A 23,867-nucleotide genomic window follows, 5' to 3' on the forward strand; every position below is an offset into this window, starting at 1 on the left:
TTATTAGAAGCATTGCAATTATTGCAACTCAATCCCTTAATTGCAAACTTATCAGCAGAACTGTCAGCAGGAACTCGCCCTGGACAAAGCTTACTAGAAGTACAAGTCAAGGAAGCCGATAGTTTTAACGTACAGTTGATTTTGGATAATGGGCGATCGCCTGCTGTCGGCAGTTTTCGTCGACAAATACAAATAAGCGAAGCTAATCTGTCTGGATGGGGCGATCGCATTAGCGCCGTTTACGCCAATACCGATGGTAGTAATGCCTTTGATATAAATTATACTCTGCCCCTCAACCCCCGCAATCGTACTTTGTCGCTGAGCTTCGGTTTCTCTAACAACAATGTTATAGAAAGACCCTTTGATGTCCTGGATATTCAGTCCAACTCCAGTTACTACGAACTAACGCTGCGTCAGCCTCTACTACAAAAACCGACTCAAGAATTTGCTTTAGGTATCACAACAAGTCACCGCCGCAGCAAAGCCACCTTTTTGGACGGAGAAGTTCCTTTTCCTGGGACAGGTACAGATGCAGAGGGAAGAACACGGGTAACAGCTGTGCGCTTTTTTCAAGAGTGGGTTTCTCGTGATAGCCAGCAGGTATTTGCCATACGTTCTCAATTCAGTGTCGGACTTGATCTTTTTGATGCCACTATCAGCGAAACTTTCCCTGATACTCGTTTTGTCGCTTGGAGAGGACAAGCCCAGTGGGTGCGCTTATTAGCTCGCGACACTTTGTTGCTGCTACGAGGTGATCTACAACTAGCAGATAGACCACTCATTCCTTTTGAACAAATTGGTATTGGGGGTTTAGATAGCGTCCGGGGCTATCGTCAGGATGCTTTATTGACAGATAACGGCATTTTTCTATCTGCGGAAGTGCGAGTACCGATCGTTCGCTTCTCAGGGCGCAACAACTTTTTGCAGATAGCTCCTTTTGTGGATTTTGGCAATGGTTGGAATGATTCCGGCAGATCGGACTTTCAAGTTCAACTCGATAGCAATACTTTACTATCTGTAGGATTAGGTCTACGCTTACAACTCCAAGACAATCTTACCGCTCGCCTTGATTGGGGTATTCTTTTAATCTCAATTGGTTTTGAGGATAAGGATTCATGGCAGGAAAACGGTTTGCACTTTTCTATTATTGCCAATCCCTTTTGATCATGAGGGAGGGTGTGAGGGGTGTGAGGGGTGTGAGGGGTGTGAGGGGTAGTAAACAACTACTAACCACTAACCATTAACCGTTGACTATACGAATGTTATTGTTACATTTTGTTGACAAATAAAATATTGTCACAAATTTCGGTTAAAAACATTAATTGTTTGAAAATTCATTATCAGCTTAAGTTAGCTGGTCAAATTCAAATAGAGTTTGTAGTAGAAGGCTAAAAAAACCTTAAAATCGTCTAAAAAGTAATTTTTTACTACAAACAATTTTTTCAATTTTTTTGAGTGCATTTAACATTATTTTCTTACTTATTTATTTACAGTTAAAACCTGGGTGACTCGATGACAATTTTCTAAACAGGAAGTAAAAAATAACTTACTGTTGATATGACTTTCAGGCAGGGATTTAACTTGGGATATATATAGCATTCCTGCCAAAAGTCAAAGGAAAAGCTTAGCCTTTTTACCCATAAAAGGTTAGTTTTTGCTGTAAATAATGTTTATTTTGATGTGGCAGCTTAGCTGCGTACCACACTACACAATAGACGCATATATACCCACAGGGTAGAACACAAACAATTTCACAGTTAATGAAGATTGGGGTTAAATCTGATGGAATGTATTCCATTATTAACTTCAAGTTTTGTTACCAAAATCGAAATTAACTCATTAAGTTCCAGACCAGGTGAAGAGGAGGTTCGTAAATGTTTGATTTAATCCAAGAGATTCTCAAAGGTGATGAGAAAAATAATTTAGAGCAGTTTGTAAATTTGTTGCGCCAGTTAGAAAAAAAGTATTTGCTACGCAATGAAATTTTGAATTCATTTCATGATTACTGCCAAAAACAGGAAAATTATGACCATCTTTACCACAGTTCTGATTTGAGTAAATTGGTTTATTTTACTCAAGAAATAATTTTGGATACCGAGAGTCTTTGTTTAGTTGTCCGTCCTCAAATTGCCACTCAACAGGCTTATCGGTTGTTAGAAGATTTCACGGTAGAGGCGATTAGCATTCAAGAGCTATTAAATTTGCGCGATCGCTTAGTTAACCGCTATCACCCCCAAGAGGGTGAGGTGCTGAAAATAGATTTTCAACCCTTTTATGACTATTCGCCTGTAATCCGCGATCCTAAAAATATTGGCAAAGGTGTAGCTTTTCTCAACCGCTACCTATCTAGCAAATTATTTGATGACAGTCGTCAGTGGCAAGATGCTTTGTTTAATTTTCTGCGTCTGCACCGCTACAATGATGCTCAACTGCTGATTAATGAACGTATCCAAACACAACAGCAGTTATCTAACTGTGTGAAGCGGGCATTAATTTTACTAGGAAAGTATCCTGCTGATACAGCTTACAAAAATTTCTGCACTGAATTACAAAATCTTGGTTTTGAACCTGGTTGGGGAAACACCGCCCATCGAGTACAGGAAACTCTGGAAATGTTGGATCAGTTGATAGATTCACCAGATCATCAAGTACTAGAAGATTTTATTTCTCGCATACCGATGATTTTCCGTATTCTTTTGGTTTCTCCTCACGGCTGGTTTGGACAGGAAGGGGTACTAGGAAGACCAGATACAGGTGGACAGGTAGTTTATATTCTCGACCAAGTAAAAGGGCTAGAAAAACAAATCCAAGACAACATCAAACTATCAGGATTGGATGTACTTAACATTGAACCAAAAGTGATTGTCCTGACACGTTTGATCCCCAATAGTGAGGATACTACCTGTCATCAGAGGCTAGAGAAAATTTATGATACTGATAATGCTTGGATTTTGCGCGTACCTTTTCGAGAATATAATCCCCAAATAACGCAAAATTGGATTTCTCGGTTTGAAATTTGGCCTTACTTAGAAACCTTTGCCATTGATGCTGAACAAGAGTTACTCGAACAGTTGCAAGGTAAACCCGATTTGATTGTTGGCAATTATTCTGACGGCAATTTGGTAGCATTTTTGCTAGCACGACGGATGAATGTTACCCAATGTATTATTGCCCACGCCCTAGAAAAATCTAAGTATCTCTTCAGTAATCTTTATTGGCAAGACCTAGAGGATAAGTACCACTTTTCTTTGCAATTTACAGCAGATTTAATTGCTATGAATGGGGCAAATTTTATTGTCAGCAGCACTTACCAAGAAATTGTTGGTACACAAGATAGTGTTGGTCAGTACGAGTCTTATCAATCTTTTACTATGCCGGATTTATACCATGTGCTGAGCGGCATAGAGTTATTTAGTCCCAAGTTTAATATTGTTCCCCCTGGTGTGAATGAAGATGTCTATTTTCCTTACTCTAGGATAGAGGGGCGAAATTTAAGCGATCGCTCACGTTTGGAAAACCTCTTGTTTACCCTCGAAGATGCAACCCAAGTTTTTGGTAAATTAGCAGATCCCAGCAAGCGCCCCCTATTTTCTATGGCGCGATTAGACAGGATTAAAAATCTCACTGGTTTAGCAGAATGCTTTGGTAAAAGCAAAGAACTACAAGAACGCTGCAATCTCATCCTCATCGCAGGTAAACTCAAGAGTGAAGATTCTACCGATCACGAAGAAATTAGCGAAATTGAGAAACTTTACCAAATCATCGACCAGTACAATTTGCACGGCAAAATTAGGTGGTTAGGCGTGCGTTTATCCAAGGATGACTCTGGTGAAGTTTATCGGGTGATAGGCGATCATCAAGGAATTTTTGTCCAACCAGCCTTATTTGAAGCCTTTGGTTTAACAATTCTAGAAGCAATGATTAGTGGGCTACCTACCTTTGCAACTCGCTTTGGTGGCCCTTTGGAAATCATCCAAGATCAGATCAATGGATTCTACATTAACCCCACCGACCACACAGAAATGGCAGAGATCATTTTAAAATTCATTTCTAAGTGTGACCAAAACCCCAACTACTGGAACGAAATTTCCCAGCGCAGCCAAGAGCGTGTCTACAGCAACTATACTTGGAAAATCCATACCAATCGCCTACTATCTTTAGCAAAAATCTACAGCTTCTGGAACTACATCTCCAAGGAACAACGCGAGGAGTTACTACGTTACACTGAGTCGTTGTTTCATCTAATTTACAAACCAAGAGCCAAGATGCTGTTAGAAAAGCATATGCACCGTCACTAACAGTCAATTGTCAGTGGTTGTACCAGACGTGCTATGGCACGTCTCTACATTAGTTATTTATTACTCCCTTTTCCCTAATTCCCGATTTCCAAGATAAAGATTTGTCAACGAGCTCTTGACTATACGTACATTTACTAGCAACATATCAGCTTGGTGTTGCCACTAGCTTGTGGTGTTCTGTCCTGAATAGCAGCGCAGATACCCAACCTAGTCAGTCACGCACGAGTTCATCCGTTTCAGACCGCACACAGTAGCATAAGCCGCCTGGAGGAAACCTCGTACATCTGTTGAGAAAAATCACTCATTACCGAAGATTTTTCCCAAATACTGAACTAGATGTGTGAGGATTTTTAATGTTTATGCATGGGAAGCCATTAATTTTGGTTGTAGAACCAAATCTACATGAATTAGAAATTCTCAATAGTTATCTTAAGAAACTAGAATTTTCATGCATGTGTGCCAAACAAGGGGTAAGAGCTTTAATCCTGGCACAAACTCATAAACCAGATTTAATATTTTTAGATATGGTTCTGCCTGACTTGAGCAGTATCCAAGTGATCTATTATCTCAAGCGTAACCCAGAAACCAATCAAATACCAATTATTGGGCTAACATCTGGAAGCAGTGCAGAAGATTTCAATCCTGCTCTCCAGACGGGAGCTGTTGATTGCATTGCCAAACCCTTTAATTTCCATCAAATACAATTTTGTCTTCGTCGTCATCTTAGCCTATTACACTCTTTTAACTAGTATCTTGCACCTGTATTGTTAGCTCGCCAAGAAATAAATTTAAAGGGGTTTTAACCGAAGTAAGCTTCAGCTTACTAGATAGTTATTTGAGTCAGTTTTAGCTGACTTTAGCTATTAGCCTTGAAATTTATTCCAATACGGACACGGAGTAAGGGTGAGTAAGGTGCAAGATTTAAGTTAACTAAATATCTGACTAATGGCTAATGGCAATGAACAAGCTCACAAGCTCGTAATTTTTAAAATGCACTGCTATTCCAACCAGCGACATTTTTTTTACGAGCTTTGGGAATAGCTTGAGGATTGCGAACCTCAGGTAAATTTTCGATAAAAACAATTATTCCTGTACGTCCAGTTCTTAAATTTGTATGGCTAATTAAGTCTAATACAGGTTTATCAATCACTTCCTCAATCATATCTTGAATCTGCGGAACTATGATTCTGTCTATATCGATTCTTACTTGCTCAGCCAGAATATCAGAACCAGATTTCATTAAAATTTGCTCAACTTTAGTTACAGAATTTTCGAGGGTAATTGCTAATTCTCCATGAAAAAAATGGCAATTAATTTTTGTAGGACGCAAACCAAGTTCAACATTATACAGAGAACGAATACGATTGGAAATTTCTCTCTCTAATTGTCCAATAGTAGGTGCAGACATATTAATTTCCTATATTAGAAAAGCCCAAAAACCAAACATAAATATCAAAATCTTTTGGAAATCGTAAACGCTTATTCAATAAATATTTCACAATCCAAAATCTGTCTTGAAAAGCTTTGAGCCTCGCGATCGCTTTCGGAGGTTACGCTAACGCTGGAAGTTGGCGCACCCTAACGGAAAGCCGCAAAGGGTCTACAAACTTTTCGCAAAATCCAAAATGGTATAAGTTTTGCGAGAGATTTTATAGTGTCAATAATTTTCCTGAAATTGTAATCAGGAAAACATTCGGAAGATTTTCATATTTAAATACATAAGAAGTATTAATAATTTTGGTAAATGTGAACACCCTGTGGTTTTACATTGCACAACATTTAATACCGTAGCATTTGTGATATATAGATTGCGATGGTATCCAAATATTCATCACAAGAACCATAAAATAAGCATATATGCAGTTGTTTTGTATAAAAATAAATATATTAAATCAGTAATTTACCGCATATTTAGAAAGAGAGTGAATACATAATGATGTTGATAAATGCGTATTAACTTGTCGAATTAGTTATTATAAGGCAGGAAGGATTAGTGCTGATTTTTCCTTCTGCCTTAGTAAAAATAGTAAACGGCAAAAATTGGTAGTTAATAGCTCACTTAGTTCCAAATAATCTATCCCCAGCATCTCCTAATCCGGGAATGATGTAGCCATGCTCATCCAACTTTTCATCTATAGCCGCAGTGTATATAGGTACATCAGGGTGTATCTGAGTGAAATGTTCGATTCCTTCTGGTGCAGCAAGTAAGCAAACAAACTTGATTGATTGCGGATTAGTTGATTTGAGTCTTTCTACTGCTGCGACAGCAGAATTACCAGTTGCCAGCATGGGATCGACTATCACCACATCTCGCTTGTTGATGTCGTGGGGAACTTTAAAATAATACTCGACAGGAATCAAAGTTTTGGGATCGCGGTATAAACCAATATGTCCCACTCGTGCTGATGGTATCAGCTCTAGCATTCCGTCCAAAATTCCCTGTCCAGCCCGTTGAATAGAAATAATTACTAGCTTTTTGTCTGAAGCCAGAACAGGAGCATTCATCGGGGCTAAGGGTGTTTGAATTAGTTCACATTTGAGCTGTAAGTCTCGCGTTACCTCATATGCCAACAACATACTAATTTCTTTGAGGAGAAAGCGAAACTTTGCCGTACTGGTTTCAGCCTTACGCATGAGCGTCAGTTTGTGCTGAATTAATGGATGCTTAATTAGTATTACTTGATTTCCCATGTTAGTGATCGGGGATTGGGGGAGGTGGAGAGGTGGGGAGATGGGGGAGGTGGGGGAGATGGGGGGGGATGGGGGGGAGTGGGGGGAGTGTGAGGAGTCAATAATAAAAAACAACTAACTACTAACTACTAACCACCAACCACCAACTACCTACTACCTACTAGCTAAAATACTGTGCCATCACTTTCTATCTGTATGGGAGGGATACCACCTGTCCGGAGTTGGGCAGCGATTTTTCGCCCAGCTGTCCAGGTTCCTCCCTGCAAAATTTTCACTAATGGTAATTCCTCATTACTCATGCCTAACTTTTTTCGCACTGTAGCAGCGATTTGATCTAGAAGAATCACAGTCAAGGCACGCCATTCGACGATAACTTCGGATGCTACTGACTGAGGCTGAGAACAAATATCTGGATGTTTAGCCTTGAGCAATCCCAAGTCTAGGCATAAGCCGCCATTGCGATATTCTGGTAATCCAGTTAGGGCATCTAAGTTTATGATTTCTATACCCAATTCTTGGAGAGGTTCAAGCAGAGAATAACTCAGCCATTGAGATAGTTTGTGAAATGGAACCAAACCATCATCACTGACGGCTGGATGAAACCAGACATCTCCCAGATTTGACCCAGCAATTTCTAAGCGTCCGGGCCAAATGTCACTTAGTCCTTCTAAAACAGCACTTAACACAGTTGCAGCTGCTAGCTGATTATTTTTTTCTTTCTTCAAAAGATAATTTACCAGATTCCCAGGACGGGGATTTTGTTCTCCAAATATCTGGGGCGAAGCTAGCAGGAGGTGACCTAATTTTTGCAATAATTGCGATCGCCCTGCAATTCCCACCAAGGGATTTTCTGTGGTTGCACCAAATCCATCGGCCAATTCTTTTTCTGTTAACTGCTGTAATTTTTGGGCATCTGCTTGTAAAGGTTGATGGGGATCGCTGGCAAAAAGCCCTTGACAAAACATATGGTAACTAGCTACCGCCAACCCTTCAGAACGCTGAAAGCCCAATTGAGTTTCTTTTTCATAAAAATGCCAGCGATCGCCAGCACCAGCATCCAATAACACACTAATGATTGCTAAATCAAACTTAGCAGCAGCTTTCTGGATTGGCGTCATCTCGGCTAACTTCTGATCCAAAAGAGCCAAACGTGGTACACCTCCAGCTTCAAAATGTCGCCAACGGCTATGAAATGGGATCTGTAAATCGGGATACTGCTCCCGCATCACCGCAATCACATAATCTGCCACTTGTCCCAATTGATCTAAATCGCAAGCAAAATGATTAGACTTGCCTGCAACAGCCATTGTAAATATTTGTTCGCAACGCTCCCGGATCGCAATCGGCGATCGCAAATAAGCAACCACCTCAGTTTCGCTCCTTGGCGTTCTTTGCGCCTTGGCGGTTATTTCCATTTTCCTAACTTCCTCCAGCCGATACACCCCAAATAATGGTATTGGGTAATTGGTAATTGGCAGTAGTTTTCCCATTAGCCATTACCAATTACCATTGATTAATCTGTCAAAGAACGACCCTTAACCTCCGCTAAATCATCGACTTCCAACACCTTGCCTGTAGTGTAATAACCAGCAGCTTTTTTCGCTTCAATTTCGACACGGGCATCTTGGGGAACCAGCTCTTCAGGAATGGGTATGCGTTCCACAATTTCGATCCCGGCTGCGGTGATAGCATTGTATTTCATGTTGCTCATCGACACCATGCGATCAATGCGGGTAACTCCCAACCAATGCAAAACATCTGGCATTAATTCTTGAAAGCGCATGTCCTGGACACCCGCGACACATTCGGTACGAGCAAAGTAGGCATCAGCGCGATCGCCACCTTCTTGCCGTTTGCGGGCGTTGTAAACCAAGAATTTTGTTACTTCTCCCAAAGCACGTCCTTCTTTGCGGCAGTAAACTATGATCCCAACACCACCTTCCTGGGCGGTTTGCACACAAACTTCTATACCATGTACCAGATAGGGGCGACAGGTGCAAATATCTGAACCGAAGACATCAGAACCGTTGCATTCATCATGTACCCGTACTGCTAAAGGTTTATTGGGGTCGGTAATTGCTGCTACATCCCCAACAATATAAACTGTCACACCGCCAATTGGTGGTAAAAATACCTCTAAATCAGTCCGTGTGACTAGTTCCGGGAACATGCCTCCGGTTTGTTCAAATAAAGCACGTCGTAATTCACCCTCACTGATTTGAAAGCGTTTGGCTATTCCTGGTAAATACCAAACAGGTTCGATCGCAGCTTTGGTGACAACCAAATCACCCCCTGGTTTCATGATCTTGCCATCAATTGCCAAGCGCCCTTTTGCCATAGCTTCTGACAATTCGGGCATGTTGATGTGAGCCTTGGTAATGGCAATAGTAGGGCGAATGTCATACCCTTGCTCGTAGTAAGGCGCAAACACTTCACCCACAATTGCTCCAAAAGGATCAAGGGAAACAATTTTTTCAGGGTCGAACCAACTCAGATGCGGTCCGATATGCTCAACAGGGGAAGTATTGGTGAGATCTGCCCTGTGATCTGACTGTAATGCACCACTTGCTACTGCTAAGGCACGATAAACCGCATAACTGCCAGAATGAGTGCCAATCACATTACGGTGTGCTTGCTTTGTCAAAGTGGCAATCACCGGACCCCGTTCCATTGGATCGCTTGCTCCCCACTTGATAGGAATTGGTTTGGGACCAAAGCGACTAGGATGAGAAGTTAGAACTATATGCCTGGAAACGCTGTTTTGTTTTGGCATAGTCATTTATTTTGTCTTGGGATATTTCTTATTAGTCACCAGTTAACAGGCAAACGTCAATAGTTGATGACCACATGTTCTGTAAAATAGTTATCCATTGATACGGAATTAAAGACTAGATCGTATTACAGGCTACAACAAACAAAATATTTATTGCTTTAACTTGCAATTTATAAGGTGAATTTTAAAAGTCGATTAAGAAGTTAATTTTGAGAACATTTTGTGCGAAATTTGATCCAAGGATACTATCTCTCACGTCAAATTCATGGATTCTTTATTTGTCAATTCCTTACTTGAAGACTTGAAAAATTCTGATGAAACAGTTCGCGAACAGGCAACAAAAAAGCTTTGGCGCATCTGGTATCAGCAAAAGGGAATTTATGGGCTAGAAATGATTGAACGCAGTCAAAAGTTACTAGATTCGGGGCAAATTTCCAAAGCAGAAGCAGTCTTGACTGAGTTAATTAATGAACAACCAGACTTTGCTGAAGCTTGGAATCGTCGTGCTTTTCTTTACTACACTACTAGTCAGTATGAAAAATCTTTGGCTGATTGTCTAATGGCTATTCAGATTAACCCAGTTCATTTTGGCGCATTGCATGGCATGGGCCTAAGCTATGCAGCTTTAGGAGAGTATGCCAAAGCGATCGCAGCTTTTAATCGTGCCTTAGAAATTCAACCCTACTCTCTGGTAAATCAAAAATTAATTCTTGAATGTACATTTCGGTTAAGCTAAAACACAAAAGTAAAATAATATTTTGTATGAAATGCAACCCAAGACCAAGAAATAATATTTAATATCGTGTCCGCTTAAACACTTGTGTTGTGCGTCCGGGTCGGTAATTGGTAATTGGTAATGGATTTGAAACAATCTTGCCAACCAATTGCCAACAACAAAACACGATCTCGTAAGCAATTAACTGGACTTGATATAAAGTCTTAATTGGTGCAAATAATATTTAGTATGGATTATTTGTTATTGATACCTGTGGGGACTTCACTTGTGTCAATAACAATCAGTAGCCATGAAAAAATGTTTAAAGCCAATTTATCCATGGGGTGTGCCTTGTTCCCTTTGAAATTACTGTAAAAAAATTTTACTACCTTTATAAAAAGCTAATTAATTTAGATGGTAATATCTTATTTTCTTGTGCTGTAGCGTTTTAGATAATATATATTTTAGCAAACACATAAATATACATAACATTCCTAAATCATTCGTAAACAACAAGATCCCCGACTTGTTTGAGAAGTCGGGGATCTAGCTTTGCCAATTTTCGCTTTTGCAGATAGGATTGCTATATATAAAATTTATAAATAATTCTCTTGACTTTATGCCATTGGTATCCTTATTGCAACCATGACAACATATATAAAACCCTACGATATAGAAGCCCTAATTAATTCCCTACCAGGAATCGAAGTGATTACAGATTCCTCTCAAGTAGCAAAATTATCCCAGGATTATCATAGTTTTAGTCCGGTTCTTGCTCCCAAACTAGCGGGAAAAGTTGGAGATATAGTCTTACGACCAGCTAACGAACAAGAAGTATTAAAAATAGCAGCTACTTGTGTAAAATATCGAGTTCCGATAACTGTACGGGGTGCAGGAACAGGAAATTATGGGCAATGCGTACCACTACACGGCGGTGTCATCCTTGATATGACGCGGATGCAGGAGATTTGCTGGATCAAACCAGGAGTAGCGCGGGTTGAAGCAGGGGTAAAATTAGCTGCACTGGATAAAAAAGCACGGGAAATTGGTTGGGAAATGCGGATGGTACCCTCTACCTACCGCACAGCCACGATTGCCGGTTTTGTGGCTGGTGGTAGTGGGGGAATTGGTTCCATCCAATATGGACTTTTAGGCGATCGCGGTAATCTTTTAGCACTGAAAGTCGTCACCTTAGAAGATGAACCGCGCTTTATTGAACTACGGGGTGACGATGTACAAAAAGTCAATCATGCCTGGGGTATTAACGGTATTATCACTGAAGTAGAAATTCCCCTTGGACCGACTTATCCTTGGGCGGAAGTAATTGTTACCTTTGCAGAATTTATGGCAGCAGCCAGATTTGGGCAAGCCCTCGCTGATGCTGATGGCATGATTAAAAAAGAAATTGCTGTGTTTGCATCCCCTATCCCCCAATACTTTACGCCGTTGCGGCAATACATTCCTGATGGTACTCACGCCGCTTTATTATTAATTGCGGAACCGAGTTTAGAGTTATTGCCTGGATTAGTGCAGCAACATGGTGGCAAGATTACTTATCAAAAAGTACAAGAACCCGGAAAAGGTGTGAATTTATTAGAATTCACCTGGAATCACACCACTCTCCACGCCCGCAGCGTTGATAGTTCCATCACCTATTTGCAAAGTATCTTCCCCGCCGATCTAGAGACGCGCCATGGCGCGTCTCTACAGTTAGTAGAGCATATGTATCGTTACTATGGGGATGAAGTCATGATGCATTTGGAGTTCATTCGTGTCAACGGTGCAGCAATTCCCGCCGCCTTACAACTTTTACGCTACACCACCGAGGAACGCCTGAACGAAATCATCCGCCATCACGAAGAACAAGGGATATTTATTGCCAATCCCCACACCTACATTATTGAAGATGGTGGCAGAAAAGTTATCGATCCAGAACAGTTGAAGTTTAAGAAAATGGTAGATCCCTATGGGTTGATGAATCCTGGTAAGAGTAGAGAGATTGGGAGAGTGTGAGGAGTAGTGAACAACTAACCACTAACAACTAACAACCAACCACCTGATCATGATTCACATAGATGGTTCCTACGGCGAAGGTGGGGGACAAGTTCTTCGCACTTCCCTGAGTTTAGCCGCTATTACAGGTAATCCAATTAGCATTTACAATATCCGCGCTGGACGCAAAAATCCGGGGTTAGCCGCGCAACATTTAACAGGAGTTCGTGCGACTGCGACAATTTGTGATGCGGAAGTACGGGGTAAACTACCCACACTGACCCTTTATCGGGTACAGTGCGGGCTTTTAGTAGCCCTGAACTATCTGTGCTGAGATTGCAACACAGATAGTTCGAGCCTCTGGGCTGGTTTACAAAGACAGCCCCAATAGCAGATATATTCTTGCTGCCGTTATAGTCAGCATCCCCACTCCAAGAACAAGCCTCATTAGTACATTTGAAACGCTTGCCAGAACGCAGTCCAATATGTAGGCATTGATGACAGGTCTGGCTTGTCCAAGCTGGAGGAACAGCAATTATTTCTACTCCAAACTGGATGCCTTTGTATTCTAAAAAAGAACGCAATTGATAAAAAGACCAACAATTAGACCGTCTACGTTCTGTTTTGTTTCTTGGCTTTTGATTAGTTCTTTCGCGAATACCTGTTAAGTCCTCAATTGCCACTGCCGCATTATTTTTTAATGCGTCCTGAATTATAGACTTGCTGATGTTGTGGTTTAGCCATTGTTGAAATCTTCTCTCCTTGCCCGACAACCGTTGCAAAATCTGCCTTACCCTGCGACGAGTAGACCTTGTGCCTTTCGTAGCCTTTTTCTGGAGAGAACTTCTCACCCTAGAAAATTTATCTCTAACATCGTTGATTTGCTTTCCATCCCACTTGTCACCATTGCTAGTTACAGCAATATCTCTTCGTCCAAAATCAACACCAATCACATTATTTGACTTGATTGGTTCTGGTGCTTCATCTTTGATTTGGATGTGGATGTAGTAGTTGCCATCACGATGTTTGCACAACTGTGCCGATGTAGGTTTTTTACCTTTTAATTTACCTCTTTGATAATTACCAGCATCAATTTTAATGTGTTCTCTGCCGTTCATCAAAGTCAAGCTAACAGTCCAGTCTTTTTCTCTAAATGAGAAAATTCTGGCATCATAATCAGCCGATGTTGGCTTGAATGCTTTAACAGGCTTGTTTTTGAGTTTGGCAGTTTTGCGATTAGCTCCAACTCTGGCGCAAGCACGAACAGCTAAATTTGCACTCAACCCAAACAAAGCACGAATCTCGTTATAAACCAGATTCTGAATAGTCATCTTACTGGTTATTTGAGGCTTAACTTTTTGGTTAGCATAGTTGCACGCCGATGCAAAAGCTGCCAGTACTAGTTCGATTTCTTCTGCTTGTTTTTGAGAGGGGTTGAGCTTGCAAACTAGCGTCAACACTTGCTCCATGACTTCGACCTAATCACATATGAATATAATACGTTAAAATGGTCGTGTTGTGTCAAATATTTTATTTGGGAAAAGCTCAACTATCCCTTTCCCTGACTTCGCTCACGCTCAGTATTGGTCAAGGGACGTTTCGCTTTAAGCGCAATTCCTCTCACCACTGACCTGAGTACAGTTTCAGTGGGAGCCTCCTTGCGGGAGTAGGTGAGTGGTGTTAGAAAACTTGCTGGGATAAATTTAGTAGAACGTGGTGATTTGCAGCAGGTACGAGGGTTAGCGATCGCCACAGAATTACCTGCTCATATTCCTCAGCGTATGGCTAGCCGCGCAGAAAATTTATTAACAGAAGCAGGGTTGAAACATGCAATCAAGCCTGTAAGAGAAAAAGGCGTTGCACCAGGAACTGGTTTATTTTTGACTGCGGAGTATGAAAATAATTTGGCTGGGTTTAGTGCTTTGGGGCGTTTGGGTTTACCAGCAGAAAAAGTTGCTCAGATGGCTTGTGAGGAACTACTGAAATTTCATCAAACTGGTGCAGCTGTGGATGAACATCTTGCAGATCAATTATTGTTACCAGCTGCTTTGGCGTTGGATCAAAGTGAGTATCATGTGGCAGAAGTTAGTACCCACTTGACAACAAATGCTTGGGTAATTGAGCAGTTTGGCTTAGCAAGGGTGACAGCGGATGAAAGGGAGAAGCTGGTGACAGTGAAGCCTTTGATATCATGTCCGTTTGAACACTGATATTATCCGTCCTTGTCGGTAATTGGTAATTGGTAATTAAGATGCTGATAAATAAAGGCTGATTTATATTTCTTGTTGTACTTCATGAATGAGAAAATTCTTTGCAATTGAGAGTTTGACTCACATTGAGGTTTATGATTTCAAATAAACAGGCTCCTTCCTGATTACAACAAAAAGCAGATAAATTAAGCAACATTACTGATGAATACGGCTGTAAATAATACTCCAGGACTTGCTACACGCTTGGTAAACGGAGTACTGGCAATCAAGCCAGTGTACAACCTTGCCAAACATCAAGCCCGGCAAATGATGATAAAACGGGCAGAAAAAATTGGAGTGCCTTGGAGAAAACAAGTACAGACACTGCGATCGCACAACTGGGAAAGCGAACTAGCAAAAGTACAAAATCCCCAACTCAAATACCCAGACTACTACCTCACCTCATTTCACGCCTACGACAAAGGTAATCTCAGCTGGGATGCAGCCCTAGAAGTAGAAGTTGCTGCTTACGCCGTCCACGCTACTATCTGGGCTGGTGCAGGAGCTAAAGGTGATGCTCAGCTGCGTCAGAGTTACCATGATCTCCTCAAACAACAAATTACCACCCCACCGCAAGATATCCTCGACTTAGGTTGTAGTGTGGGTATGAGTACTTTTGCCCTACAAGAACTGTACCCCCAAGCCCAAATCACTGGCGTAGACTTATCTCCCTACTTTTTAGCTGTTGCTAACTACCGTTCCCAACAGCAGCAACGCCACATCAACTGGATTCACGCAGCGGCTGAATCAACCAACTTACCAAACGCTTCTTTTGATTTAGTCTCAATTTTCTTGGTGTGTCACGAATTACCCCAGTCAGCAACTCGGCAGATTTTTGCGGAAGCAAGACGTTTACTACGTCCCGGTGGATATTTGGCAATCATGGATATGAATCCTCAAGCAGAAGCTTACAAAAAAATGCCTCCCTATATTCTGACCCTGCTCAAAAGCACCGAACCATATTTAGATGAATACTTCACTTTGGATATTGAACAAGCAATAGTAGAAGCGGGTTTCCAAACTCCTACCATCACTCGCAACAGTCCTCGTCATCGCACTATTATTGCTCAGGTGAGTGGTTGATTTATCTCTAGTACCGTGGGCAGTCGTACCTCCCCTGTTGCTTCTGGTTTACTATTATTGGCGCTTTGCCAATAGCCCATCCCTGCTGCGACTGCTGTTATTTTTTGTAGCTGGGGCAATATCTGGTTTTGTTGCCCTTAGTTTAGAGTGGCTTGTAGAAACACAAGTCAACTCGTTTCCATTCTGGCGACAAACTCGCACTACTCTTGTGGGTATTGCTTTGCGCCAGTTACTAGAGGTAGGGCCAATAGAAGAAGGTTGTAAGTTAATAGTAGTAGTTGCTTTGGGTTGGTATTTTCAGCGTCGTCAATATCGCTTACGCCCCACCACAGTCTTTCTCTTTACCATAGCCGTTGCTTTGGGATTCACCGCCGAAGAAAACTGGATTTACTTTGTCCATAATACAGCATCAATTTTAGAGCGATCGCTCACCACACCAGTCCACGCTATGTTCTCTGCACCCTGGGGTTACGCCTTAGCATTATCTTTTCCTCGATATCACCCCAGGGTTGCCAAAGCTTGGTTCAATTCTGTGATTTATCATGCTCTAGTTAATGTTTTATCAAGCGCTTGGCGTTATCCACAACCATTGTCCTTCCTCAGCTATGGTTTATTTCCCTTTTTGTTGTGGATATTTTGGCGACTAGAACAGTTCCTGCGAAAAGTACAAAGAATTCCACCCATTACTTTAATCAGTGGTTACACACCACAGCACCGTTTTTGGCAGAGGGGCTTGGTGATGTTTGCACTCATATTGGGTGGTAATGCAATTTTTGGATTATTTCTGTTGCTCAGAAGTTTGAGTTCTGTGACTCCAGCACAGCTTTTTGAGCCTACGATTCTCTGGTTTATATTTAGTCGCCTCTTACTCAATTTCACTTTTGGACTAATAGCCTGGAAAATTTATCGCTACTTACGAAATCAGGTTCGTAGTAAGCGCTTTAGCGCTTGCGTATTTAGGGACTAGCCCTTTGGTGATACAATCCAAAAAACAAATTTTCTTAGTGTCTTTGTGTCTTTGTGTTTCAAAAATAATTCTTTTCACCACCAAGACACAAAGACACAAAGTAAGATTTGCTTGAAATCGGGAGTAGACAATTAGATTTTACTCACCTTGCAAGGGCTGTTTAAAGACTAAAGGCTTGAATATGAACATAGATTAAGCTAAATACGTGCCAAAACTGGCTGATTGGCTGCAACATTAACAGAGTTGGATTCTGTGTCTGTGCAGTAAATTTCACAAGAATTATTCGGACTTTCAATTAGTTTGACTTTATAAAGTTTTGCTCCCAATTTCTGAATAGGTGATCGCAATAAATTACTAATGTAAAGTGCGATGTTTTCAGCAGTAGGTACAACTTCTGAAAAATAGGAGATATCTTTGTTTAAGAAAGTGTGATCAAATGGTTCAACCACATAATCTTCGATCACTTGATTTAAAGCATCTAAATCTACAATCATGCCAGTGCGTGGATCTATTTCCCCTTTTACTGTCACTTCTAAATGGTAGTTGTGTCCGTGACCATTAGGACGGGCACATTTACCATAAATCTCGAAGTTATCTTGATCACTCAGATCTGGATGCGCTAGCCTATGAGCGGCACTAAAGTGAGTACTAACACTGAGATAAGCTTCCATTCCGTTTCCCATATAGTCTGCCCAAAGTTCAGGATTTTCAAATAGCTGCACACGGACTAGAGGTAAATGGGGTGCTAGCCGTTGCCAAATCACCCTTGCAATATTTTCTGTGGTAGGTAGAGTTTGTTGAAATTCTGCCCACACATCGTTGAGATAGGAAAAGTCTAGTTGGCTAGTTACTTCTTGCTTAATTACGTGTTTGACATCAGACAAGTTTAACACCATGCCATATTTATCTAGTTCCCCAATAAGGGAGACAAATAAGATATAGTTGTGTCCATGTCCTGGAAAGCGAGAGCAAGCACCAAATTTTTTTAAATTCTCAGCTTTACTCAGTTCTGGCAACCAATAGCGATGACTGGCCGAAAACTGAGCGCGGCGATTCACAACGCATTGCATGAGTGTACTGGTAGGATTGTTTAATATTTCTTAATATCTTAACATTTTAACGATGTGTTTCGTGTTGTTAACCCTTTTTCGTTCTGCATCCAGGTTAAGACAACAATTAGAATTGACGTAGTGTGTCTTGGTTTGGAAAGTGTCTGAGTCTGTGTCTGTTCGCGATCGCTACCTGGCTTTAGTCGATGAAATTATTGAAACTACCCTCAAGGGCAAGATCAGTTCTGTGGAGCAAGTGTATCAAATGTTGCTCAATGGTGTCACGGCTGAAACGGGGGAAATTTTTGAATTGGCATTGAGCGATCGCTTTAATAGTATTCAGCAGCAAGTAGACAACGAAAAAGACGAACTCAAAAAAGCTAAAGCTACCCGTAGTCTGAGATCCATAAAAACAATCCAAAGTCAATGGCAACGGGTGCAGGAACAAAACAAAGCCACAGAAGCCACTGCTACCGCAGTTAAAGAAATTACCACAGCCTCATCCGAGGAACGACTAGCTACCTTTTTACGCGTCACTGATCCAAACAGCAAATATCGCCTTAATTTACAACAGCTTCAGCAATTATCAAAAGCTTTACAACAGTTTGCCCAAGCAGATTCTGATTTACAGCAAATTTCCGAGGGTATTACCCGTGGTATTGCATCTTGGCAGCGACTACAAGACCATTTAGTTAGCTGGATGTACGAGCAAAACCGTGAAGCTTTGGGGTTTGGTGGTATACCAAAAGAAAGTGGCCCTTGGGCAACTTGGGCAAAACAAGTACAGAGTGAGTTACCCCATGCACTGTTTCGCGCCTTGGCAAAAGAACAATCTGCGATTGAATTTGCTAGGCAGCAGCGTCAAGTCAGCCTGAGAGATTGGGTGGAAATTACACTCATCTTACAATACCTGCAACGGGGATTAGTTCACTGGTTTGACCAACAACCTTACAATGTTAAAGCTGGTTCCAAGCTTTCTATTTCCACATATTTGACCTTTGCAGTTATTTGGAGTCAGCTGGCAATTGGTTTTAGTCAAGATATCACCTACAGTAATGCAGCTTTGCAGGTGATGTTACAAATTTTACGTTTATTTAGTAAAGCTCAGTATTTTCCCTTGTATGGCGGGATCTTCGCTTCCTTTTCTGGTAGTTACTTGCGTGATACCTTAAATTACCTGGATGAACCATTGCAGAGAGTCGAAGGAACCCAAGAAAAAGCCCGGATATTAACGATTTTAGGCTATTCCCAACGAGCGTTGGGACAATACGACAGTTCCATCAACTTTCATCAACAGGCTTTGGAGATTGCTCGTCATGCAGGCGATCGCCCCTGTGAAATAGCTAATCTCAATCATCTTAGCCGTACTTGTGTGCAAGAGCAAAAGTATGCAGAGGCAATAGATTACAGTCAAAGAGCATTAATCATGAGTCGGCAAACAGGAGATAGGATAGGAGAAGCCTATGCCTTGGTAAACTTGGGTTACAGCGAAGTCATGCAGGCTCAACAACAAGAGCAAATAGAACCAGAAACCTATGAAATGCCAATTAATTATTTGCAACAAGGTTTAAAACTATCAGAACAATTAGGTGATGTCCAAAGTAAAGCTTTGTGTTTAAGTAGTTTAGGTGTTGCTTATTTGGTAATTGGCGATTCCCAAAACGCCATTAAAAATTTAGAAGAAGGCTTTAAAACAGCGCAAATATCTGGTGATTTATATCTCCAAGGATTGAATTTAGCTAACTTAGGTGAAGCGAATTATAACTCAGCAAATTTTGCTAGAGCAATTTACACAGGTTGTTTGGGAATGTATTTGTTGAACCAAATAGCCTCCCAAGAATGGCGAAAAGTAGCGAGATTACTAACAATATTACAAGGTCAAATTGGAGCAGAAGCTTTTCAAAATGCTTTGGAGCAAAATCGCCCGAAAATTATTTCTGTAATTGGTGTGGATGGGTATGATTATATTCCGCAGCTGTTAGAAGAATATAGACGCCAGATGTAGCGCGATCGCTTTTTTGATGGGTGTGAGTGCGATGTCTACCAACAAGACCCTGCGTGTCTACCCACTTCTCAACAAATAAGTCAGTCAACCCAATTTACAGCTCGCACACCAGGAATCTGTTTAAAATGGCGAGTATTACGTGTTACTAAGGTGGCTCGATTTGCTAGGGAAATACTCGCAATCAGCAAATCAGCTCGTCCTATTTTGCGTAGCTTTGAGACTGCACGCAAACGTTCAAATTCATTTGATGCGCTTTGACTGATTGGAATAATCAAAAGCTTCTGTAATAATTTTTCTGTACGGAATAAAAGTTCTTGCGTTTTCAGTAGATTTACCCCTGTCTCAGCTTTGAGAAGATAATCAATGCGTCCGCGCAACACTTTGGCATTTTGTGGAAGTGATTGCGTAGACACGCAATCCGAGTCAGCAGATATCACCTGTACTCCACTTAGTCAAAGTTTACGCCACTTTTAACGGATTTTGTGGCAAAGCGATCGCTTCTGGTAAAGGCTTCCCCTGTTCTTGATACCATTCTGCAATATTGCCTTTAACTCTCTAATTTTCTTGGGCATCTACCTTTAATGTAAATCACTTGATTAATTCTTAATTAAATTAACCTATCACTGCTCTTACTAGTAAATCTGAAAGCGATCGCTTGTATTTACCTATACCAAAAATGGCGATCGGTTTTCTTAATTGGTGTGAGTGCGATCGCACAATCTACACTAAATATACAGATCGCCAACTTCTGTTGATTGTGATCGCCTTCCGACACCATAGAAACTTTGCGCGACAAGATGAAAGAATATATATTATTAGATCATCCCAGTAATCTATCAGGTGAAGATGTACTACCAGGATTTATCAATTACTAGCTAATATAAATACTCCGCCTTCCTCTGCGTTTAAGGTCGCTACAAGGCGTTGCTGAATTTGGTCATGAATTATGTGTGCATACATTTTTGTAGTTCGATGCCAAATCGTTGACCAGACGTAGCATTGCTACGTCTGGTCAACGTCTGGTCTACGTCTGGTCATACCCGTGAATTGTAAATTCATATCTTGATTCAGCAACGCCCGCTACAATTCTACGCAAAGCTGTAGTAAATTTACCTCACGGCAACTAGCGATCGCCACTTGCCAATGGAAACTCTGCTTTCACATTCCACTGCTTACCGTCGTGTCGCAGTAACGTCAAATTATTTGCTGTAAATTCAAAATATAACTCACGCTTTTCAAACTCAGACCAAGCAGATCTAAAATTCTGCCGTGTTAAATCTTTAAACGCCACCGTCATGTGAGGCGCAAATGGTCGAGTTTGAGATACTTTATCAACAATTCCCAGTTGATTGGCTAGGTGTGTCATTAAATTTGCTTGCAAAGCCAACAGTTCTGGACTTCTCACCACATTAATATAGATGACGCGGGGAACAAAAGCACCATATCCACTCAAGGTAATTGGTATGGGATTTTGGCTGCTGGCAAATTCCTGCAAACATACTTCTAATACTGGTAGGTTTTGATCAGACCATTCAAAAGGTGGTTGTAAGGTAATGTGAGGCGGAGATTTTTGGGCGTGACGACTAGCATAATGGAGGGCAAAGTGCTGCTTGATTTGGTTAGCATAATCCTGAATTTCCAGTGGTGGGAGCAGGGCAATGAAAAAAAGAGTTTGTGATTTTTGCAAGAGATTTTATTAGTTATTAATTATTCAGTTAATAATTTAGTCTTTTTATATCTCATATCAAGTCCGGCTAATTACTTACGATATTATTTTGATGCAGTTGGGCATTGGGCAAGAGATTTTTCCCATTACCCATTACCAATTACCAATTACCGGTCTTCACAGATATGATAAGTCTTTAAACGGACATGATATCAGTTTAGTTTATGGTGGAGAACTACGTAGCAAGTGTTCACTGTTCACCGTGGAGAGGCTTACAGTTTGCTAGTCGCATAGACATTAATCTTGAAAATATTACAGCATAAGATTTTGCGAGGATGCAAGTACATGCCGATTTTCGTCAAGATAGAGGAAGGTAAAGTTGATAAATCGCTCTTTGACCAATATATACCTGCTCACAAAGCTTACGTAAAAGATTTGATCGCTAAAGGACACAACGCTAAAACTGGCTACTGGGCAAATATGGGAGGCGGGATGATGGTGTTTGAAGCTGCCTCAATGGCAGAAGCCCAGGCAATTGTAGCCAATGATCCGTTGGTAATTAACAATTGTGTCAACTACAAACTATATGAATGGAAAATTGTCGTCGAATAACACACACATGCAATATTTAATGCTATGCTAATTTGTAGACCTGGATCTATGCGACTGTAACGCCCAAACCTTGTCAGGACCGGAAGGTAGCAGCAACACGGGATGCTTATGGTAGGCGTAGTCTCCGGGTCGCCCTATTTCTAGGAGCGTAAAGGCTGTAATGGCTGGTTTTGGAGATATTGTTAAAAAAGCTTTTTACCTTGGTGTTGGATTAGCTTCTTACGCGGGCGAAAAAGCAGGCGGAACTTTGTCTGAAGTGCGATCGCAAATCCAAAAGCTGGCAGACGAAATGGTGGCGCGGGGTGAAATGACCACAGAAGAGGCGCGTCGCTTTGTTGAAGATATGATGAAGCAAGCCCAGCAGCAATCAGTAACTACCACAACAGAAGAACCGACTACTCCTTCTGAACCGCGCCGCATAGAAATTATTGAAGAAGACGACCAGCCAACGGCAAAAGATACCCAAACCAAGAATAGTGATAATGTAGATCAACTACGTCAGCAAGTTCTGGAATTAGAAAACGAATTAAAGCGTCTGCAACGTGATAAGTAATAATAAATTCATTCTGGGTTGATGTTAGCCTTGTCTTGCTGATATCAACCCATTGCTATATGGCGTAGAATTTAGTTAAAACCTATTCCTCAGGGTGTTATTCATTGCTGGCAGTTAGGTGGAATTTAACGTCGGTGAATATTTAGTTTCTGTAAGATACAGCTTTTCAGAAAATAGCGTTAAGGATGTCTACATTACACTAGTATCGACGACATTGATTTTGATGGGCTGTTAGACAAATCCCCGACCTTTTTAAAAATCGGGGATATGTCCCCTCACAACCCCTCAGAACTTATATTTTTGAATCTAGCCAGTAAGGGCGTTAGTTTTATGGACAATTGGCAAAAGGATTTTTGGGAAATGGTACAAACAGTAAGCGATGAAGTAGAACGCTTTTTCCTGGGAATGAGTGACATGGTAGACACTTTTTTTGAAGTGACGGAAGAAGTTACTGAACAATTGCACAATACAATTGTTGTAGAAATAGATCAGTATTTTCAGGAATTGACTGAACCATTTTTAGAGATGTATTGGGAATTAGAAGATATAGTAGGTGATGATTTAGATCCTGCCTTTCCTTACCCAGTTGAACCCTCAGCAGAAAAAAATCCCGCTTGCATTGGTTGTTGCCACTATCACGGTCAAGCTTATGGTGGTAATTTGTTAGTCTGTGGTATGCATCCCTACGGATGGGATGGTGAGAATTGCCCAGATTGGCAATCAGAAGAATCATAAGTTAAAAACCAACAGTCCACTGACAATTGACTATTGACCAGTTACTAGTTTTAAATTTTATGAGTAATTCTTTATCGGAAAGTGTGTCACAGCCAAGTCAAGAAATGAAGTATGGCGAACGCGAAATTGCAGAAGGAAAACTCATTACCTTTCCGAATCCGCGTGTAGGACGACGCTATAACATAGATATCACATTGCCGGAATTTACATGTAAATGCCCCTTTTCCGGCTATCCAGACTTCGCCACTATTCATATTACCTACATACCCGATCAACAGGTCGTAGAATTAAAGGCACTCAAGCTTTATATTAACAGTTACCGCGATCGCTACATCTCTCACGAAGAATCTGCTAACCAAATCTTGGATGATTTTGTCGCCGCTTGTGACCCTTTAGAAATCACTCTCAAAGCTGATTTCGCCCCACGTGGTAACGTGCATACAGTGATTGAAGTTCATCACAAAAAACAATAGCACTGC

General features: G+C 41.1%; 20 protein-coding genes, 1 other RNA gene and 2 pseudogenes. 15 read left to right on the forward strand and 8 right to left on the reverse strand.

All coding sequences use genetic code 11. From position 1 onward, the window contains the following. From UYK_RS0110300 to UYK_RS0110310, 3 genes are all read left to right on the forward strand, one after another. Positions 1-1,164, forward strand: a 1,164-nt coding sequence (locus UYK_RS0110300; RefSeq protein ID WP_016871364.1) for a ShlB/FhaC/HecB family hemolysin secretion/activation protein, incomplete at its 5' end; no start/stop codon positions are given. Positions 1,165-1,874: 710 nt separating this feature from the next. Next, entirely contained in the window at positions 1,875-4,298 is a 2,424-nt protein-coding gene (locus tag UYK_RS0110305) for a sucrose synthase (RefSeq protein WP_016871365.1), read from the forward strand. 359 nt (positions 4,299-4,657) lie between these two features. Then, entirely contained in the window at positions 4,658-5,047 is a 390-nt protein-coding gene (locus UYK_RS0110310; RefSeq protein ID WP_235182323.1) for a response regulator, read from the forward strand. A gap of 236 nt (positions 5,048-5,283) precedes the next feature. Here the strand turns inward: UYK_RS0110310 and UYK_RS0110315 are convergent, their stop codons facing one another. The 4 genes from UYK_RS0110315 to UYK_RS0110335 all read right to left on the reverse strand — a co-directional run bounded on the left by UYK_RS0110315 (position 5,284) and on the right by UYK_RS0110335 (position 9,762). Then, positions 5,284-5,706 (reverse strand): Na-translocating system protein MpsC family protein, encoded by a 423-nt coding sequence (locus tag UYK_RS0110315; RefSeq protein ID WP_009459982.1) that lies wholly within the window; start codon positions 5,704-5,706, stop codon positions 5,284-5,286. 647 nt (positions 5,707-6,353) lie between these two features. Beyond that, on the reverse strand, positions 6,354-6,989 hold the full coding sequence (gene upp / locus UYK_RS0110320; RefSeq protein ID WP_009459980.1) for a uracil phosphoribosyltransferase: 636 nt from the start codon (positions 6,987-6,989) through the stop codon (positions 6,354-6,356). Positions 6,990-7,153: 164 nt separating this feature from the next. Next, entirely contained in the window at positions 7,154-8,479 is a 1,326-nt protein-coding gene (locus UYK_RS0110330; protein ID WP_016871367.1) for a URC4/urg3 family protein, read from the reverse strand. Positions 8,480-8,502: 23 nt separating this feature from the next. Next, positions 8,503-9,762, reverse strand: coding sequence for a GTP cyclohydrolase II (locus UYK_RS0110335; protein WP_009459974.1), 1,260 nt, complete (start codon positions 9,760-9,762; stop codon positions 8,503-8,505). Between the two features lie 265 nt (positions 9,763-10,027). Here UYK_RS0110335 and UYK_RS0110340 point away from each other — a divergent pair, with 265 nt between their 5' ends. The 3 genes and pseudogenes from UYK_RS0110340 to UYK_RS27235 form a co-directional block, all read left to right on the forward strand. Then, complete coding sequence (locus UYK_RS0110340; protein WP_009459973.1) at positions 10,028-10,498, forward strand: tetratricopeptide repeat protein; 471 nt, start codon at positions 10,028-10,030, stop codon at positions 10,496-10,498. 624 nt (positions 10,499-11,122) lie between these two features. Further along, entirely contained in the window at positions 11,123-12,490 is a 1,368-nt protein-coding gene (locus UYK_RS0110345; RefSeq protein WP_009459971.1) for an FAD-binding oxidoreductase, read from the forward strand. Between the two features lie 49 nt (positions 12,491-12,539). Beyond that, positions 12,540-12,677: pseudogene (locus tag UYK_RS27235) on the forward strand (RNA 3'-terminal phosphate cyclase); the annotation flags it as partial. Here the strand turns inward: UYK_RS27235 and UYK_RS0110350 are convergent. Beyond that, positions 12,628-13,938 (reverse strand): RNA-guided endonuclease InsQ/TnpB family protein, encoded by a 1,311-nt coding sequence (locus UYK_RS0110350; protein WP_009459969.1) that lies wholly within the window; start codon positions 13,936-13,938, stop codon positions 12,628-12,630. The pseudogene UYK_RS27235 and the gene UYK_RS0110350 overlap by 50 nt on opposite strands. A gap of 201 nt (positions 13,939-14,139) precedes the next feature. Here UYK_RS0110350 and UYK_RS24150 point away from each other — a divergent pair. From UYK_RS24150 to UYK_RS0110365, 3 genes and pseudogenes are all read left to right on the forward strand, one after another. After that, a pseudogene (locus UYK_RS24150) lies at positions 14,140-14,679 on the forward strand (RNA 3'-terminal phosphate cyclase); the annotation flags it as partial. Positions 14,680-14,880: 201 nt separating this feature from the next. Then, positions 14,881-15,801, forward strand: coding sequence for a class I SAM-dependent methyltransferase (locus UYK_RS0110360; protein WP_009459965.1), 921 nt, complete (start codon positions 14,881-14,883; stop codon positions 15,799-15,801). Beyond that, positions 15,794-16,768, forward strand: a complete 975-nt coding sequence (locus UYK_RS0110365) for a PrsW family intramembrane metalloprotease (protein ID WP_016871368.1) — start codon at positions 15,794-15,796, stop codon at positions 16,766-16,768. The genes UYK_RS0110360 and UYK_RS0110365 overlap by 8 nt, the downstream gene beginning before the upstream one ends. Positions 16,769-16,965: 197 nt before the next feature. Here the strand turns inward: UYK_RS0110365 and UYK_RS0110370 are convergent, their stop codons facing one another. Beyond that, entirely contained in the window at positions 16,966-17,838 is an 873-nt protein-coding gene (locus UYK_RS0110370) for a 6-carboxytetrahydropterin synthase (protein ID WP_009459962.1), read from the reverse strand. Between the two features lie 139 nt (positions 17,839-17,977). Between UYK_RS0110370 and UYK_RS0110375 the strand changes: the two genes are divergently transcribed. Further along, entirely contained in the window at positions 17,978-19,822 is a 1,845-nt protein-coding gene (locus UYK_RS0110375) for a tetratricopeptide repeat protein (protein WP_009459960.1), read from the forward strand. 80 nt (positions 19,823-19,902) lie between these two features. Here the strand turns inward: UYK_RS0110375 and UYK_RS0110380 are convergent, their stop codons facing one another. After that, positions 19,903-20,235: a type II toxin-antitoxin system VapC family toxin gene (locus tag UYK_RS0110380; RefSeq protein WP_016871370.1), complete on the reverse strand. Its 333-nt coding sequence runs from the start codon at positions 20,233-20,235 to the stop codon at positions 19,903-19,905. Positions 20,236-20,945: 710 nt separating this feature from the next. Continuing rightward, the gene (locus tag UYK_RS0110385) at positions 20,946-21,509 is read right to left on the reverse strand and encodes a 2'-5' RNA ligase family protein (RefSeq protein ID WP_009459956.1); all 564 of its coding nucleotides are present in this window, start codon (positions 21,507-21,509) and stop codon (positions 20,946-20,948) included. A gap of 324 nt (positions 21,510-21,833) precedes the next feature. Here UYK_RS0110385 and UYK_RS0110390 point away from each other — a divergent pair, with 324 nt between their 5' ends. From UYK_RS0110390 to queF, 5 genes are all read left to right on the forward strand, one after another. Then, on the forward strand, positions 21,834-22,100 hold the full coding sequence (locus UYK_RS0110390; protein ID WP_009459954.1) for a YciI family protein: 267 nt from the start codon (positions 21,834-21,836) through the stop codon (positions 22,098-22,100). 37 nt (positions 22,101-22,137) lie between these two features. Continuing rightward, positions 22,138-22,234: signal recognition particle sRNA small type (ffs, locus tag UYK_RS24990), an RNA gene on the forward strand. Positions 22,235-22,260: 26 nt separating this feature from the next. Further along, complete coding sequence (locus tag UYK_RS0110395) at positions 22,261-22,653, forward strand: phasin family protein (RefSeq protein WP_009459952.1); 393 nt, start codon at positions 22,261-22,263, stop codon at positions 22,651-22,653. Between the two features lie 330 nt (positions 22,654-22,983). After that, the gene (locus UYK_RS0110400) at positions 22,984-23,388 is read left to right on the forward strand and encodes a hypothetical protein (RefSeq protein WP_026086426.1); all 405 of its coding nucleotides are present in this window, start codon (positions 22,984-22,986) and stop codon (positions 23,386-23,388) included. A 59-nt stretch (positions 23,389-23,447) separates the two neighbouring features. Then, on the forward strand, positions 23,448-23,861 hold the full coding sequence (queF, locus tag UYK_RS0110405) for a preQ(1) synthase (protein ID WP_009459949.1): 414 nt from the start codon (positions 23,448-23,450) through the stop codon (positions 23,859-23,861). The last annotated feature ends 6 nt before the right edge of the window (positions 23,862-23,867 follow it).

The organism is Fischerella thermalis PCC 7521, assembly GCF_000317225.1.
Lineage (GTDB): Bacteria > Cyanobacteriota > Cyanobacteriia > Cyanobacteriales > Nostocaceae > Fischerella > Fischerella thermalis.

Coding starts and splice junctions, on each gene's coding strand:
- UYK_RS0110400 (WP_026086426.1), top strand. CDS start 22,984: ATGGACAATTGGCAAAAGGATTTTTGGGAAATGGTACAAACAGTAAGC.
- UYK_RS0110395 (WP_009459952.1), top strand. CDS start 22,261: ATGGCTGGTTTTGGAGATATTGTTAAAAAAGCTTTTTACCTTGGTGTT.
- UYK_RS0110390 (WP_009459954.1), top strand. CDS start 21,834: ATGCCGATTTTCGTCAAGATAGAGGAAGGTAAAGTTGATAAATCGCTC.
- UYK_RS0110335 (WP_009459974.1), bottom strand. CDS start 9,762: ATGCCAAAACAAAACAGCGTTTCCAGGCATATAGTTCTAACTTCTCAT.
- UYK_RS0110370 (WP_009459962.1), bottom strand. CDS start 17,838: ATGCAATGCGTTGTGAATCGCCGCGCTCAGTTTTCGGCCAGTCATCGC.
- UYK_RS0110305 (WP_016871365.1), top strand. CDS start 1,875: ATGTTTGATTTAATCCAAGAGATTCTCAAAGGTGATGAGAAAAATAAT.
- UYK_RS0110310 (WP_235182323.1), top strand. CDS start 4,658: ATGCATGGGAAGCCATTAATTTTGGTTGTAGAACCAAATCTACATGAA.
- UYK_RS0110330 (WP_016871367.1), bottom strand. CDS start 8,479: ATGGGAAAACTACTGCCAATTACCAATTACCCAATACCATTATTTGGG.
- queF (WP_009459949.1), top strand. CDS start 23,448: ATGAGTAATTCTTTATCGGAAAGTGTGTCACAGCCAAGTCAAGAAATG.
- UYK_RS0110360 (WP_009459965.1), top strand. CDS start 14,881: ATGAATACGGCTGTAAATAATACTCCAGGACTTGCTACACGCTTGGTA.
- UYK_RS0110350 (WP_009459969.1), bottom strand. CDS start 13,938: ATGGAGCAAGTGTTGACGCTAGTTTGCAAGCTCAACCCCTCTCAAAAA.
- upp (WP_009459980.1), bottom strand. CDS start 6,989: ATGGGAAATCAAGTAATACTAATTAAGCATCCATTAATTCAGCACAAA.
- UYK_RS0110315 (WP_009459982.1), bottom strand. CDS start 5,706: ATGTCTGCACCTACTATTGGACAATTAGAGAGAGAAATTTCCAATCGT.
- UYK_RS0110345 (WP_009459971.1), top strand. CDS start 11,123: ATGACAACATATATAAAACCCTACGATATAGAAGCCCTAATTAATTCC.
- UYK_RS0110340 (WP_009459973.1), top strand. CDS start 10,028: ATGGATTCTTTATTTGTCAATTCCTTACTTGAAGACTTGAAAAATTCT.